This window comes from Longimonas halophila (assembly GCF_002554705.1).
In the GTDB taxonomy this organism is placed as follows: domain Bacteria; phylum Bacteroidota; class Rhodothermia; order Rhodothermales; family Salinibacteraceae; genus Longimonas; species Longimonas halophila.
In genome coordinates, this window is sequence record NZ_PDEP01000007.1 from 182,199 (window position 1) to 196,673 (window position 14,475).

Sequence of the window (14,475 nt, forward strand, 5' to 3'; positions counted from 1 at the left end):
GCTCGTGAAGTACGCATCGACCATAACGATGGCCTCCAGCCTGCTCGCCGAAGGGCGCGTGCGCGATGTGGCGCACATGATTGAGCCGCTGGTGCAGGCCCCACTGGATCAGCAGGCCGATGCTGACGCTCTCGACACGGGCGTAGTGCGGCTGCATGCGCTGTGGGCGCAGCTGTTGTGCTCTGCCCGCCTGCAGCCCGACGCCGCTCGACGCCACCTGCCGGATGCGGATGCCGACCTGTCGGCACACCCGCCGCGTGTGCAGGCCGAGGTAGCGCTGTGGCGCGGCTGGACCGACGTACTTCGCGGCACCACCAACGACGTGCTGGCGCGCGGTCTGGCTCATCTCGACCGAGCCGACCGACACTTTGAGGCGCTTGCCCATCGGCCCGGACGCTGCTGGGTGCATCTGGGGCAGGCCCAGGCGTACTTCGCGCTCGACGAGTACGACCTGATGCGCCATGCACTGGGGGAAGCCCAGGCGCTCGGGCGTCCGCACATTGACCGTCTGGCGCAGTGCTGGCTGCACGACATGTATGCTCCGGCACTGCGGTTTCAGGGACAGTATGCCGAGGCCGAGGCTCACGCCACAGCGTTGAAGTCGATCGCGCATCAGCTCAATCACACCCGCTGGGTGGGGCATGCCCAGGCGCAAGAGGCAGCCCTCGCCTACGACACCGGGGCACCGCCCGAGGTGATTATCGAGCGCGCCACCACGGCAGAGACGCGCCTCCAGGGGGCCACCAACTGCCGTCCGTATCCGCTCCTGGCGGCGTATCATGCGCACATTGGTGCCCTGCTACGGGCCGCGCGGTGGGACGAAGCCCACGCATGCATTGCCGATGCCCTTACCGCGATGCAAGGCTATGCGCTGGGCGAGGCGCATCTGCATTCGCTCTACGTGCGCCTGGCGCTGCGCCGTGGCACCATCGAACGGGCGCGCACCCAGCTCGATGAGGTGATGGAGCGGGCCGAGCGCTTACCACACGGACTGCAACGCTCTCACCTGGCGCTGATGCGTGCCGAGGTGGCCCGCCGCGCCGGCGATACCGATACCGCCCAGACGTGGCGGGAACGCGCCCACCAGAATGCGCGCGAAACGGGGCACCGCGGCAATCAGGTGCGGGCGCTCCTTGCCCAGACCCAGGGCGCTGCCGAGGCGGGTGACATTGTGCGGGCTCAGGCGCACCTCCGAGACGCCGAGGCCTTTGCAGGCTACCGATCGGTGCTGCCCATGGCAGCCCGGTGGAGTGCCAGCGAAGCGGCCCTGGCAGTCGCCCAGGCCGAGCAGTCGGGCGATGCGCAGGCGGCGCGCCATGCCGCTGAGCAGTACGCCCAGGCACACACCGCCTACCGGTTGAGTGGCGATGCCTTGCGCGTGGCTCAGATGGCCCTCCATGCGGCCACAATTATGCCAGAGGCCGACCGGCTGCCCGCACTGCGTCCCATGCTGGCGGATGCGAACGCTACAATGGCCCGGTGCGAGCGCCCCGATCAGGCCAACCAGCTTCACGCCTTGCTCAACGACTGGCCCGCCTACGACCCCACCGATACCACGTCGTGGGGCACGCTGTTGAGCACCGCATTGGCCGAGGCCCCGCCCGAACACGCCAGCGTCACCGCAGCGTGCACCACGCTGCTTCAGGCGCATCCGCAGGTAGATGGCGTGCGCATCCAGTATCGTCCGCGCCACGCCCAAGCGCAATGCATGGTGGCCGACCAGGGCACACTCAGCGGCGCATCGGTTACCGCGCTGCACTACCCGGCCCCGTCCGATGCGCGGCTCACCCTCACCTACGCCGCCGATGGCCCGCTCCCCGACGTGACCGAGGCGCTCCGCCCGTATCTGCCGATGCTGCTTATGGCGCTCGACCGGGCTCCTACGCCATCTTCTCCCTCTACTACACCCACAGGCGCTCGCTTTCCGGATGCTTTTGTCGCCGAAAGCGCGCCCATGCAGGCCCTCAAGCAGCGCATCGAACAGATCGGGGCCAGTCACAGTCCCGTGCTTGTAACTGGTGCGCCCGGCGTGGGCAAAACGATGGTAGCACGCGCCGTACACGCCGTAAGCGAGCGCCGCACCGGGCCACTCCACGTTGTAGAACGCACCAGCATACAGCCCCGTGACTGGGCTGCGCATCTCTTTGGACACGTACACAGCGGCACCTACACGCCTGGTGTACTCGACAAGGCGGAAGGCGGATCGGTGCTCCTGAAGGCTGTGCACCGGCTCCCGCAGGCCGTGCACGAACAGCTCCTGCGCATGCTCAACACCGACTGTGTGTTTCCGGTGGGAAGCGACACCTGCCGCTCGGTCGACATTCGCTTGCTGGCCACCACGCCCAGCGACGCCACCACGCGCCCCGCCGATGCGATGCCTGCTGCGTTGGCCCACCGCCTGGGCATCATCACACTGCGGGTGCCGCCGTTGCGCGAGCGCCGCGCCGACATTCCAGTGCTCGTGCAGCGCGTACTCGACGAGCAGCGCACGCCCCAGACCCCGCTGGTGACCATCACGCAGCACGCCCTGGATGCCCTGCTGGCGTATGACTGGCCCGGCAACGTGCGACAGCTTCGCAACGAAGTCGAACGCGCGTATCAGTCTGTGCGCAGCGAGCCCGCGCCTCAGATTACGGTGGATGCACTGGCTGCGCCGCTCCGCGAAGCCCGTACGCAGCACAGCAATGGGACCTCCCATCCCTACGACACGCTCTTGAACGACGATACTGTTGCACTTAGCGCCGTTCTGGCGCAGACCGAAAAAGCGGCGATCGAGCACGTGTTGCGGGCACACGACGGCCACATTTCAGCTTCTGCCCAGGCCCTGGGCATCTCGCGACAAGGGCTATACAAGAAAATGAAACGCCTGGACATCGACGCCGATGCCGCGGTGTCGTCTTCGTAACCCACTGTTTTCGTAGTACCCTGCTCCCGTTTATGATACGTTTAGACCATGCCTCCATCATGACCGCTGCGCTCGACGAGGCCATCGACTTCTATGTGGATGTGCTCGGGCTTACGCTGCGCGTGGTCGAAGACGATCCCATCCGAGAGGGGCGCCGCCGTGCCATGCTTACCGATGACGACGGGCAGGACATCCTCGAAATCATGGAGGTCACAGAGATGGAGCACCCCACCGTGCCCGGACGCGGCGGTATCCACCACCTTGGCTTTGCGCTGCCCTCAGACGCCTGGCACGCGCTGCGTAGCCGACTGGATGCAGAGGCCTATCCGTATCAGGAGCAGGAGAACCGCCTGTTCGTGCGGGATGCAGACGGCCTGGTGCTCGAAATCGAACCGCGATAGCCACCTGCAGCGGGCTTACTCACACCACCCCGTGCAATTCTTACAAGCCCCGTCTTGGGCCCTCTCTCGTTCAAGGGGCTGCCAAAAGAAATGCCGTCGATCCAGACCCGTGTGCCCGTGTGTTAGCTGCTACTCGAATCGGACGGTTCTTGGGGGGTTGAGGACTCCTTCGTGATGGACTCGTGCGTATCGCTCTCAGCAAAAGGCGGTGCAGCCGCCTTCCGGGCCGCGCTCCGCTCCGCCTCCATACGGTCGATGCGCGAGGGAATCTCGCTGATGCGGCGTGCCAGCGGTCCCTTGCGTTCTTCCCGGTCAGTGGGCATGCGTCCGAGCAAGAAGCCCAGCGGCTTGAGCGAATCGACCTCATCGCATACGACCTTGAGGATTGCCCCCATCGGGATAAACAGGATCATACCTGCAAGGCCCCAGATCTGAGCGCCCACGAAGAGCAGAAATAGCGTGACCATCGCATTCATGCTCACCTGGCTGCCGACAATAGTGGGTGTGAACAGGTTGCTTTCAAAGAGCTGGATCACGTAGAATCCGCCCAGTACCAACAGCGGATAGATGAGGGAGTCCATGGTGAGCAGGGCGTAGAGCACCGGCAAGATGGATCCGAAGATGGGTCCTAAGAACGGAACGACGTTGAGCATGGCAGCGAACACGCCAAAGAACAGAGCGTGATCAACGCCGATGGTGAGCAGCAGCAACGAATTGAGTATCGCCAGAATGCAAATCACGATCAGCACGCCGGTGATGTAGCGCTGCACGACCTGCTTTACCTTTGCAATGGTTGCCGCGACCCGCTCTACGCGGGCCGGATTGCCTGCGCCAAATGCCTGAAGCAGAAAGTCGCGCAGGAAGGTACGTCCAATAAGCACAAAGAAGATGAACACCGGCACCAGCAACGCCGCAGTGATGGTACTGGCCGCCCCTGCCAGTCCGCGAACCAGGTTTGTGGCGTTATCGCCTACATAGCCAATGGCGGTGGTGCCCAGCGTGCGGAAGTCGATCAGATTGCCAATCCCAAGCTGCGCAGCCAGCGGCTCGATGCTGGCCATCATCTCCTCGATACGCGTGCGAATCAGATCAACATCCTCGACGAACGAGGCAAGCTGCATATAGAAGAAGAATCCGATTCCTACCAGTGCCGCTACAGCTAGCGTGAGCGTGAGCAGAGCCGCCACCACGCGCGGGATGCCGTGGCGCTCCAGGCGTGCACTCACAGGCGTTAGCAGAATGCCCAGGAACCCGGCAAACAGCAGTGGGATCAGTGTGGACTTGGCCACGACCATGACGTACACGGTAAGCACGCCCCCAGCCAGGGCCACAGTGTACTTGGCATACCACGGGTACGTATCCATCGTGCAGAGGCGGGCCAATCAGAGAGGGTGCATGAGAAGCAGCGTATGGGGCCTCCAAACGAAGATAGCAGGGGATGGTTGCGCGAAGCAACGCGTGCAACGGCTCAACTCATCGGTTCGGAGCGGCAGGCGCAGTGCCCGATGCCGAGTCGGCTTCTGGCGTGGGCGTTGCCATTCCGGCAGCCGGTGGCTGTGCCGCAGGGGCGTTGCCTTCTTCGCGCGCTCGGGCCTCTTCTTCGCGAGCCAGCGTGATGGCCTGGTCGGCGCGCTCGTAGTACGGCGAGTCTTCGCCTACGATGCGCTTCACTTCTTCAAACTCAGCAACGGCCTCATCCACCCGGCCAATATACAACTGCATGATGCCCTTGTTAAAGCGCGCCTGAAAGTGGTCGGGGTCTTCCTCCAGCACCCGGTTGATCTGCTCCACGCCCCGCATGGGCGCATTCGTCTGCAGCATGGCCGTGGCCATGTCGGTGCGCACGTCCAGGTTGTTCGGCTCTTGCTCAAGCACGCGCTCGTACGCATCAACGACATGCGGGGCCACCTGCCCAATGGCGTTCGAGGTATTGCCCTGACCGAGCTGCTCCATCCAGCTGTAGAGCAGATCGCCCGTGCGGCGCCACGCATCGGGATCGCCGGAGTCTTCCGCCATTGTTTTTTGCACTTGAGCCGCCCGTCCCAGATGCCCAGCACCAATGTAGGCATTCACGACCTCCTGCTGAATCGTCTGTCGCATAATGCCCTCTTCGCTCTCCGCGGCTTCGCGGAGCGAGTCAACCTGAGCGGCCATGGATTCGCTGACCTCGGGACTATACTGGTCGATGAGCGCATCGACGGTGGCGGGGTCTGCGGTAGCTGGCGCGTTGCCTGCGTTTGGCGTGCCAGGGGCTGCTCCGCTTTGCTGCCCAATGTTATCTCCGGCGTTGCGCTCCGCGGCCGTACGCGCTAACGGGTCGCCCGCCCGTTCGCTGAAGAGCGTGGCCAGAAACAGCGCCGCAATCACCACCACGGCCCCGCCCACAAGCCACGCGAGCTTACGATTGATCGCCGACTCGTCGATCGCCTCCGACTCCGACGCCTCGTCATCGCGCTCACCGGATGCGGCAGCGTCGGCTCCCGCTGGCAGATTGGCCGCCACCGGACGCGTCCCTTCTGTAGCAGGCGGACGGTCTGCACCAGCGCGTGGTGTGCCGCACTGACTGCAGAACTTGTCGCCGGGCGCAAATGCAGTTCCGCACTCCGTGCAGTACGCCGCTCCGTTTGAGGCCGGTTCGGCTGCTTCTTCAGGCGTGTTGGCTTTGGGTGCGTTGCCGTCAGGCGGCGTGGCGTCGGCGCGTTCTGCATCCGAGTTGGGGGGAGGCGACGCATCGTCGTTGCCCGCGAGGGTATGTCCACACAACGGACAGGCGCCCGCATCGGGGGGAATGAGTGCGCCGCACGAAGGACAGGGTACATCAGAGGCCATGACAAGAGCCGGGTCGAGGGCAAGCGTAGACGAATCCCAGTGAATCCACCGGGGTAAGGAAAAACGACCCGCGCATCCCCTTGATTCCGAATGTTGTGCAAATCCGCCCCCTACAGCCTATTCTATGGGCTCGATGGGCTAAAACTGGAAGGAAACGCCAATCATGGGAATGAGCATCGTCGTGTTGGATTGGCGGACCTGGGGGTTGTCAGGGTTGTAGCCGTCGCTAATGTCGAGGTACTCGGCTTCGCGGCCCCACATGTACTGAAGTCCCAGCTTGAGATAGATGGCTCTGAAGCTGTTCTGCTCACTACCTGGGTTTCCCTGAGCCACGCGGATGTGCACACCTGCGGCTCCGCCGGCACTTAGCGCAAAGTCATCGAAGTTGCGCGAACTGGCAATCGTTTCGTCTTCGCGTCGCTCGTCTTGCACGCGGGTGTCGGTGAACAGGTATTTGAAGCCAAAGAGCCCTTCCGCATAGGGGCGCACCAGACCTTCGCGCGGCTGTAACCGAAGCACCAGGTGCGGCTGTACAATGGTGTTGGTCGTAATCACATCAACGCGCACACCCGGGATCGTCTCGCTAAAGGGAGCTTTTCGTGTGTTCCGCCCAAAGGCAAAGACCGAAAAGTCGATGCCGACCCCTACAGGCGAGTTCGGAAATTCTGCTCCAATGTACACATTGCCGCCATAGCCGAGATTGTTCGTGTTCTCGTTGAAGTCTCCTGTTGGAATGCCTAACCCAAAACTGAGACTCCCTTGCCCCGTGATGGAGGCGTCCGTTTGATTCTGGGCATGGACCGATGGATAGCTCCCCCCGATAAGCATGATAACGAACAGAAATGAGGTAAGTCGATGCATCATAGCAAACTGGAAGAAGCTGATATTGGGTAGCGACGTGCGTCAGTGACCGGGTGTGATAGGCCGGATGCCGACTGATTCCTCATTTCTACGTGCGTAGGGCAATGGGCGCAGCGGACAAAAGCAGGGCACGGGCTCTACCCCTGTACCTCCACCACAATGCGTCCGCGCGAGTCGCCGCTGAGCACGTCTTGAGCTGCATCGGGCACATCTTCAAGATTGACCACCTGATACGTCATCCGCTCCAGCAGGTCATCGGTCAGGAGCGCGTCGAGGCGAGTCCAGGCGGTGCGGCGGCGGTCGTTGGGGCAGGTGTTCGAATCGATGCCCAGCAGGTTCACCCCACGCAAGATGAACGGCAGTACGGTGGTGTGCAGCTCGTGCCCGGCTGCGTTGCCAAATGAGGCGACGCTTGCATGACGCTTTAGCTGTGCAATGAGGGTCGCCAGCGTGTTGCCCCCTACGGCGTCGATCGCCCCGGCCCACTGGCCCGACTCCATAGGGCGCTTGGGTCCGTCGCTGAACGCGTCGCGATGCACAATGCGTGCGGCACCAAGCGTATCCAGGTAGGCATGTGCATTTTCGCTTCCAGTGGAGGCCACGGCGGTGTATCCGGCCTGCGCCAGGAGCGCCACGGCCATGCTTCCCGCCCCCCCTGACGCACCGGTTACAACGACCTCGCCGCTCTCGGGCGTGAGGCCGTGGTCTTCGAGTGCCATCACCGAGAGCATAGCGGTGAACCCGGCGGTGCCAATGGTCATGGCCTGGTGCGGCGACAGGCCCTCGGGCAGTGCCACAAGCTGGTCAGCCCGTACGCGCACCTCTTCGGTGTAGCCACCCCACACGTCTTCGCCCAACCCCCAGCCCGTACCGATCACGCGGTCGCCCGCCTCCCACGCATCGCTTTCGCTGGACACGACCTCGCCCACCAGGTCGATGCCCGGCGCAATCGGAAAGTCGCCCCGAATGATGGGCGCGCTGTTCGTTACGGCCAGCGCGTCTTTGTAGTTGATGCTGGAGTAGAGCACCCGCACGTGGGTATCGCCCGGCGGCAGGTCATCCGTCGTAATCGTATCGAGGCGGGGCGTTACCTCGCCATCGGTGTTGTGGAGCAGCAGTGCACGAAACATAATCAGGTTGGAGGATGCGTGAGGGATTCCATGGTGAACAGATGGATGCAACTACATACGGGACGCGCCTATTCGGCACGCCCCGCAGAGTCCAGGTGTTGCAGACGTGGCGTGCCGTTGTTAGGAGCAGCCGTCTTCTTTGACGACTTCGCCTTCAATGACGACCGTGCACGCGTTGGTGACGTACTCGAACGGGTTGCCGTTATAGAGCACCACATCGCCGTGCTTGCCCGGTTCCAGGGTGCCAATCACGTCGCTCTGCCCAATGATGTCGGCAGCCGTGCGCGTGATGCTGGCCAGCGCGGCCTCGTGCGGCAGTCCGTTGGCCGCGGCAACGCCTGCTTCAAAGAGCACCACGCGCGTTTTGGGCACGTAGGCTTCGTATCCACTCTGAATGGCCACCGGGATGCCTGCTGCATGCAGTTCGCCAGCCGTGGTAAGCTGGGCGTTTTCGGCAGCGCCAAACGGGCGGATTTTGGGCGGGTGGAGCACGACAGGGATGTCCGCTTCAGCAATCTCTTCAGTTACGAGGTATGCCTCGGCGGCTCCTTCGAGCACCAGGTTGAAGCCAAACTCCTCGGCCAGCCGCAGCGCCGTCATAATATCGTGACTACGGTGCGCCTGGATGAACGCAGGAATCTCGCCATCGAGCACCTGCACAAGCACCTCCATGGGCAGGTTGCGTTCGCGCTCGTCCTCGGGCGTGTCGCGGTAGCGCTCCGCTTGCAGGAACATGTCGCGAAGCATTGCCGCGCCCTTGGCTCGCGTGCCGGGCGAGCTAAACCGCTGCGTGGCTGCCGGCCCCAGCGTCATGGAGAGCGCGCTGATGTCGCTCAGAGACGCGTCATCGACGGTTTCGCCGGTGGTTTTGAAGGTGGCGGTCTGTCCGCTAATGAGTGCGCCCGGGCCGTGGCCGGTGTGCACGGTGGTAATGCCCTGATCGCGCAAAAAGGCAACCAGCTCTTCTTGCGGATTGTACGCGTCGATCGCACGCAGCTCAGGCTGCATGGGCGCCGTGGTATCGAGCTGGTCCTGATCGGAGTCTACGTTGTAGATGCCGCTCAGTCCCACGGTACCGCGCGGGTCCACGAGTCCCGGTGTAATGACGGTGCCTTCGTAGACCGTGGCGCCGTCGGGGATGTCAACCGCATCGGCAGGACCGACGTCGGCGATGGTGGATCCTTCGATGAGGACCACCCCGTTAATGATGGGATCGCCCGTCATGGTGTGCACCGTGTCGGCGCGCAAGGCAATCTGTGCGGTGAGGGGCGCGGCCATGAGCATCCATGCCATCACCCCCGCTACGACACCGCCTACGCAGCGTATCCAAACCGATGAAAAAGAACGACGGATGTTGCGGGTGGGGTTATTCATTGATGTCGTGGACATGGTGCATGGTGCCATCGAAAATGCGGTATCCGCCTGTAAAGAAGGCGTTGTCGTCGGGGTTGCTGCGATCGAACACGCGCATGCCCTCAATCCACGTCTCGTTAACGCGGGTGTAGGTGCTGAGCGGATCGCCGGAGAGCAGGATGAAGTCGGCATCTTTGCCGGGTTCAAGTGATCCGATGCGATCTTCGAGCCCAAGCTGGCGTGCCCCCGCAATCGTGACGGATTCAAGCGCAGCGGTGCGGTCCATGCCAGCACGAACGCCCATGGCGGGCGAGCGCAGGAAGAGGCGCGAGTCGGTAATCGGATCGTCGGTATGATACGACACGTCAACGCCGGCCTCGTCGAGCACACGACCGTTCTTGAAGTAGAGATTCACGGCTTCATGCTTGCCACCGGGCGAGTCGAGCGTGATGATGGAAGCAGGTACGCCCGCCTCGGCAATCTCGTCGGCCACGCGCCAGCCTTCACTTACGTGATGCAGCACAAGCTCAAACCCAAACTCATCGCGCAGGCGCAGCGCCGTCATGATGTCGTCATGGCGATGCGTATGAAAGTGCACGATGCGCTCGCCGTTGAGCACCTCCACAAGTCCTTCCATGCCCAGGTCGCGGTCGGGCGGATCATCGCTGTTGAGCTGGTCACGGTAGGCTTCCGCCTCCAGAAAGAGCGCCCGCGCCTCGGCTGCAGATTTGGCGCGCGTGCCGGGGAACGGTCCGCTGTCGCGCTGCGAATTGGTGCCGTTGGCCATCTTCATGCCGCCACAGATGTCCGAATCCTCGTAGCAGAGCAGCAGGTCGTCGATGGTAGAGCCGTCACGCAGCTTTAGGTGAGTGGTCTGCCCACTCATAAGATGCCCCGACCCCGACAGCACATTCACGGTGGTAATGCCGCCCGCGCGAGCCCGCATGATTCCGGAATTACGTACGTTGATGCCGTCGATGGTGCGCACGCCGGGATGCAGCGGCGACGATCCATCGCCGCCCGACACGCCGCCGATGTGCGAGTGCGTGTCGATCAGACCGGGCATAATGACCTGGCCCGAGGCGTCGACCTCGACCGCGCCGCTGGGCACGTCGACCGCGCCTACGGAGCCTACGTCGAGAATCTCACCGTTTTGAATGACGAGCGCGCCGTTGTCGATGGCGTCGCCGCTCATGGTGTAGATCGTGGCGCCGCGAAACACGTGCGGATCGTCCTGGGCATGGGCGGTATCGGCCGCCAAAAGCCCCAGGACGCCGACGGCAATGAGCAGCGCCTGGCGTATCTGGTTGGATAGCATATGGGTGTGGGGTGTGTCGAACAGGGTGGAGAAGGGAAATGCGCTCCCGTTTTGGTGTATCTTGATTCCGGTGAACGCATTGCGCAAGGTAGGAAGCAGCCCTGAAAACTGCAATGCAAGAACAGCAATTGAAAGCGCTTCTGTTATCAAGTCCGCACCGGGACGTATGAGCCCCCCGCGTTCCACAGTACAGCCATTGCGCAGCAGTCAATGCCTCGTATCGCACCATGAATTGCAGGAACGGAACGGCGGATTCAGCGGTACGCATGTACTGACATTCGGCGCTTGCCCTCAACGTATGTAATAGAGGCTGGAAGCGCTTTCACCTGTTCGCCTCCCTCGCTCATTGCTGCTGCTATTCCTATGTCTACATCCGCCACCGCCCCCACCCCCGAATCGGCCACGACTACACCCGACGACTTCTTGCCCATTCAAGGCACCGATTATGTCGAGTACTACGTGGGCAACGCCCGCCAGGCCGCGTTTCACTACGCCTATCTGTTTGGATTCGAGATCGTGGGCTATCGCGGCCCCGAAACTGGTCATCGGGAAGCGGCCAGCTATCTCCTTCAGCAGAACAAAATACGCTTTGTGCTGACCACGGCGCTTTCGCCCGATTCGTTCATCGCCAAGCATGTGCATAAGCGCGGCGACGGCGTGCGCGACATTGCGCTCTGGGTCGACGACGCGACGAACGCTTATGAAGAAGCCACCTCGCGCGGTGCAGTGCCCGTACAGGAGCCCGAAACACTCTCCGATGAGCACGGCTCGGTGGTGCGCTCTGCCATCGGCACCTACGGCGACACGATCCACTCCTTTATCGAACGGGATGCGTACAACGGCCTCTTCCTGCCGGGCTTCGAGCGGTGGGAGAACCCCGACTGGGCCCATCCAGGATCGGTCGGACTGAAGTACGTAGATCACTGCGTGGGCAACGTCCACCGTGGCGACATGGACAAGTACGTGCAGTACTACGCCGACACGATGGGTTTCTACAACATGCTTCAGTTCACCGACAAGGACATCTCGACGGAGTATTCTGCGTTGATGTCGAAGGTGATGGCCAACGGCAACGAGCGCATCAAATTTCCGATCAACGAGCCCGCCGACGGTAAGAAGAAGAGCCAGATTGAGGAGTACCTGGAGTTCTACAACGGCGCGGGTGTACAGCACGTAGCCATTGCCACCGACGACATCATCAGCACGGTCTCTGAGCTGCGCAAGCGCGGCGTGCAGTTCCTCGACATCCCCGACAACTACTACAACGAGGAGGTGCTCAGCGAGCGCGTGGGCGAGATCGACGAACAGATCGATCAGCTCCAGGCACTTGACATCCTCGTTGACCGCGACCCCGAAGGCTACCTGCTCCAGATCTTTACCAAGCCGGTGCAGGACCGCCCGACCATGTTCTACGAGATTATTCAGCGTAAGGGCGCCCGCACCTTCGGCGAGGGCAACTTCAAGGCGCTCTTCGAGGCGATTGAGCGCGAGCAAGACCGCCGTGGCAACCTGTAGCGCTGCTTCGTGAATCCAAAATCTCCCAATCCAAAAACCAAAATCAATATGCCCCACTATACCCGCATGGGCGAGGTGCCCGACAAGCGCCACGTCCAGTTCCGTCGTCCCGATGGCGAACTGTACACCGAAGAGGTCATTGGCGCGGAAGGCTTCAGCGGCATCTCATCGATTGCCTACCACATCCACCCGCCCACGCTGGTGGAGAAGGTGGATGACCCGGTCGACTATGGCATCACCTATGCCGACGACGAGGCGCTGAAGCATCGCCACATCGAAGGCTTCAACCTGGAGCCGGGAGGCGACTGGCTCTCAGGGCGCACGTACATCATGGGCAACCCGGATGTGCAGCTTGCGCTCTGCCGTCCGACCGACGCGATGGAGGGCTACTTCTACCGCAACGCCGCCGCCGATGAGCTGATCTACGTGCACGAGGGCACAGGTACGCTCGAAACGCCACTCGGCAATGTGGACTTCACCGATGGCGACTACGTGCACGTGCCCCGCACGCTGGCGCACCGGTGGTCGTTTGAGGACGAGGTGCAGCCGCGTCTGCTCGTTATCGAGTCGAACTCGGGCGTGCAGTTTCCGAGCAAGTACATGAACGAGTTCGGGCAGCTCCTGGAGCGGAGTCCGTTCCACGAGCGCGATGTGCGTCCGCCCACCCAACTCAACGTGGTCGACGAAGAGGGACCGTTCGAGCTACGCATCAAGAAGCACGGGAAGATCCATTCCTACTGGATGCGCTACCATCCATTCGACGTGGTCGGCTGGGATGGCTACATGTATCCGTATGCTATTTCCATCCACGACTTTGAGCCGATCACCGGGCGCATCCACCAGCCGCCGCCCGTGCATCAGATGTTCGAGGCGCGCAACTTCGTCGTGTGCTCCTTTGTGCCGCGGCTGTTCGACTACCATCCGAAATCGATCCCGGCCCCGTACAATCACTCGAATATTGACTCGGATGAAGTGCTGTTTTACGCTGAGGGCGACTTCATGAGCCGCAAAGGCATTTCGCGCGCCTCGTTCTCGCTGCATCCGGGCGGTATTCCGCACGGGCCACACCCCGGCTCCACGGAGGCTTCTATCGGCAAGGAGGGCACCGAAGAGCTTGCGGTGATGGTCGACACGTTCCGTCCGCTCAAGCTCACGCAGGCGGCGCTCGACCTCGAAGATACTGGCTACATGGATTCCTGGAAGCCAGAACTGCACACCGGCGGCGACGGGCAGGCGCGCACTGAAGCACCCGCCCAGCCGTAGCCTGTCGTCTCCCTCCACCGTATCTGCATCGCACGAGGCGCCTGGACCCCGTTCCGGGCGTCTCATTTTTTGTTAGGTGCACGTGTATCAGATGTGTGTATTGGGCGTTTTGGAGATGCGAAGTCTCTCTGCTTGCTCCAGAAGCCTACTTCATCTCCTACGCACAATGGATGTAGGCAACACACTGCAGTATCGCATAGAAACCTACGCCTGTACGCTACGGTACGCATCCTGCAATATAGATGTGCACTATAGTCTCCCCTTGCCATGCAGATTGACATTACCGAACGCGCCCAGAATCAGCTTCGCACCGTAGCCGCCGAAGACACCGTGGCCCTTGGCGATGCGTATTTGCGCATTGCCGTGGTGCCCGGCGGATGCTCGGGGCTCACCTACGACCTGGGGTGGGACACGACCCTGCAAGACACCGACGCGGTGCACCAGGTGAGCGGCGACCTCACCGTCATTGCCGACCAGCGCAGCGCGCTCTACCTCGACGGCTCCGAGCTCGACTTTACCGACGGCCTTGATGGCGACGGCTTTCACTTCATGAATCCACAAGCCTCGCGTACCTGCGCCTGTGGCGAGTCGTTCGGTGTGTAGCAGACTGCACCTCGCACGCTCTCGAAAAGACTGTTGGGTAGCTCTTCTGCCATGACGACGTCTCTCCCTGACTCGGATGCTTCGAATGAACGCTCCTCTTCGACCCTATCGGCGCTGGCTGGCGGTGTCGGCGCAGGCGTAGGCAGCGGTATCGTGATGCCTTTTGCGCTGGGCCCTGCTACCGGCGTATTCGTAGCGGCCTCTTGCGGGGGCCTTGTTGCCCTTGGTACGTACTACAGCCTTCAGGCCGCACTCAACGGATAGCTCTTCTGCTTGCCCGCGTGGCCCCATTGCTGC

Annotated in this window: 12 protein-coding genes; 6 read left to right on the forward strand and 6 right to left on the reverse strand. The window is 62.3% G+C overall.

What is annotated here, in order from left to right; translation table 11 throughout:
* Positions 1-4: 4 nt before the first annotated feature.
* Entirely contained in the window at positions 5-2,905 is a 2,901-nt protein-coding gene (locus CRI93_RS09000) for a sigma 54-interacting transcriptional regulator (RefSeq protein WP_141491639.1), read from the forward strand.
* A gap of 32 nt (positions 2,906-2,937) precedes the next feature.
* The gene (locus tag CRI93_RS09005; RefSeq protein ID WP_098062292.1) at positions 2,938-3,306 is read left to right on the forward strand and encodes a VOC family protein; all 369 of its coding nucleotides are present in this window, start codon (positions 2,938-2,940) and stop codon (positions 3,304-3,306) included.
* Positions 3,307-3,428: 122 nt separating this feature from the next.
* Here the strand turns inward: CRI93_RS09005 and CRI93_RS09010 are convergent, their stop codons facing one another.
* The 6 genes from CRI93_RS09010 to CRI93_RS09035 all read right to left on the reverse strand — a co-directional run bounded on the left by CRI93_RS09010 (position 3,429) and on the right by CRI93_RS09035 (position 10,797).
* Complete coding sequence (locus CRI93_RS09010; protein ID WP_098062293.1) at positions 3,429-4,670, reverse strand: AI-2E family transporter; 1,242 nt, start codon at positions 4,668-4,670, stop codon at positions 3,429-3,431.
* 109 nt (positions 4,671-4,779) lie between these two features.
* Positions 4,780-6,135: a double zinc ribbon domain-containing protein gene (locus CRI93_RS09015; RefSeq protein WP_098062294.1), complete on the reverse strand. Its 1,356-nt coding sequence runs from the start codon at positions 6,133-6,135 to the stop codon at positions 4,780-4,782.
* Between the two features lie 138 nt (positions 6,136-6,273).
* Positions 6,274-6,999 (reverse strand): hypothetical protein, encoded by a 726-nt coding sequence (locus CRI93_RS09020; RefSeq protein ID WP_141491640.1) that lies wholly within the window; start codon positions 6,997-6,999, stop codon positions 6,274-6,276.
* 134 nt (positions 7,000-7,133) lie between these two features.
* The gene (locus tag CRI93_RS09025; RefSeq protein ID WP_098062296.1) at positions 7,134-8,126 is read right to left on the reverse strand and encodes an MDR family oxidoreductase; all 993 of its coding nucleotides are present in this window, start codon (positions 8,124-8,126) and stop codon (positions 7,134-7,136) included.
* A 120-nt stretch (positions 8,127-8,246) separates the two neighbouring features.
* On the reverse strand, positions 8,247-9,515 hold the full coding sequence (locus CRI93_RS09030) for an amidohydrolase family protein (RefSeq protein WP_245850430.1): 1,269 nt from the start codon (positions 9,513-9,515) through the stop codon (positions 8,247-8,249).
* Entirely contained in the window at positions 9,493-10,797 is a 1,305-nt protein-coding gene (locus CRI93_RS09035) for an amidohydrolase family protein (protein WP_098062344.1), read from the reverse strand. The genes CRI93_RS09030 and CRI93_RS09035 overlap by 23 nt, the downstream gene beginning before the upstream one ends.
* Positions 10,798-11,160: 363 nt before the next feature.
* Between CRI93_RS09035 and hppD the strand changes: the two genes are divergently transcribed.
* The 4 genes from hppD (at position 11,161) to CRI93_RS15145 (ending at position 14,442) form a co-directional block, all read left to right on the forward strand.
* Complete coding sequence (hppD, locus tag CRI93_RS09040) at positions 11,161-12,312, forward strand: 4-hydroxyphenylpyruvate dioxygenase (protein ID WP_098062298.1); 1,152 nt, start codon at positions 11,161-11,163, stop codon at positions 12,310-12,312.
* A gap of 48 nt (positions 12,313-12,360) precedes the next feature.
* The gene (locus CRI93_RS09045) at positions 12,361-13,575 is read left to right on the forward strand and encodes a homogentisate 1,2-dioxygenase (protein WP_098062299.1); all 1,215 of its coding nucleotides are present in this window, start codon (positions 12,361-12,363) and stop codon (positions 13,573-13,575) included.
* A gap of 267 nt (positions 13,576-13,842) precedes the next feature.
* Entirely contained in the window at positions 13,843-14,178 is a 336-nt protein-coding gene (locus tag CRI93_RS09050) for a HesB/IscA family protein (RefSeq protein WP_098062300.1), read from the forward strand.
* Positions 14,179-14,229: 51 nt separating this feature from the next.
* Positions 14,230-14,442 carry a hypothetical protein gene (locus CRI93_RS15145; protein ID WP_141491642.1) on the forward strand — a complete coding sequence of 71 codons (213 nt, stop codon included), beginning with the start codon at positions 14,230-14,232 and terminating at the stop codon, positions 14,440-14,442.
* The last annotated feature ends 33 nt before the right edge of the window (positions 14,443-14,475 follow it).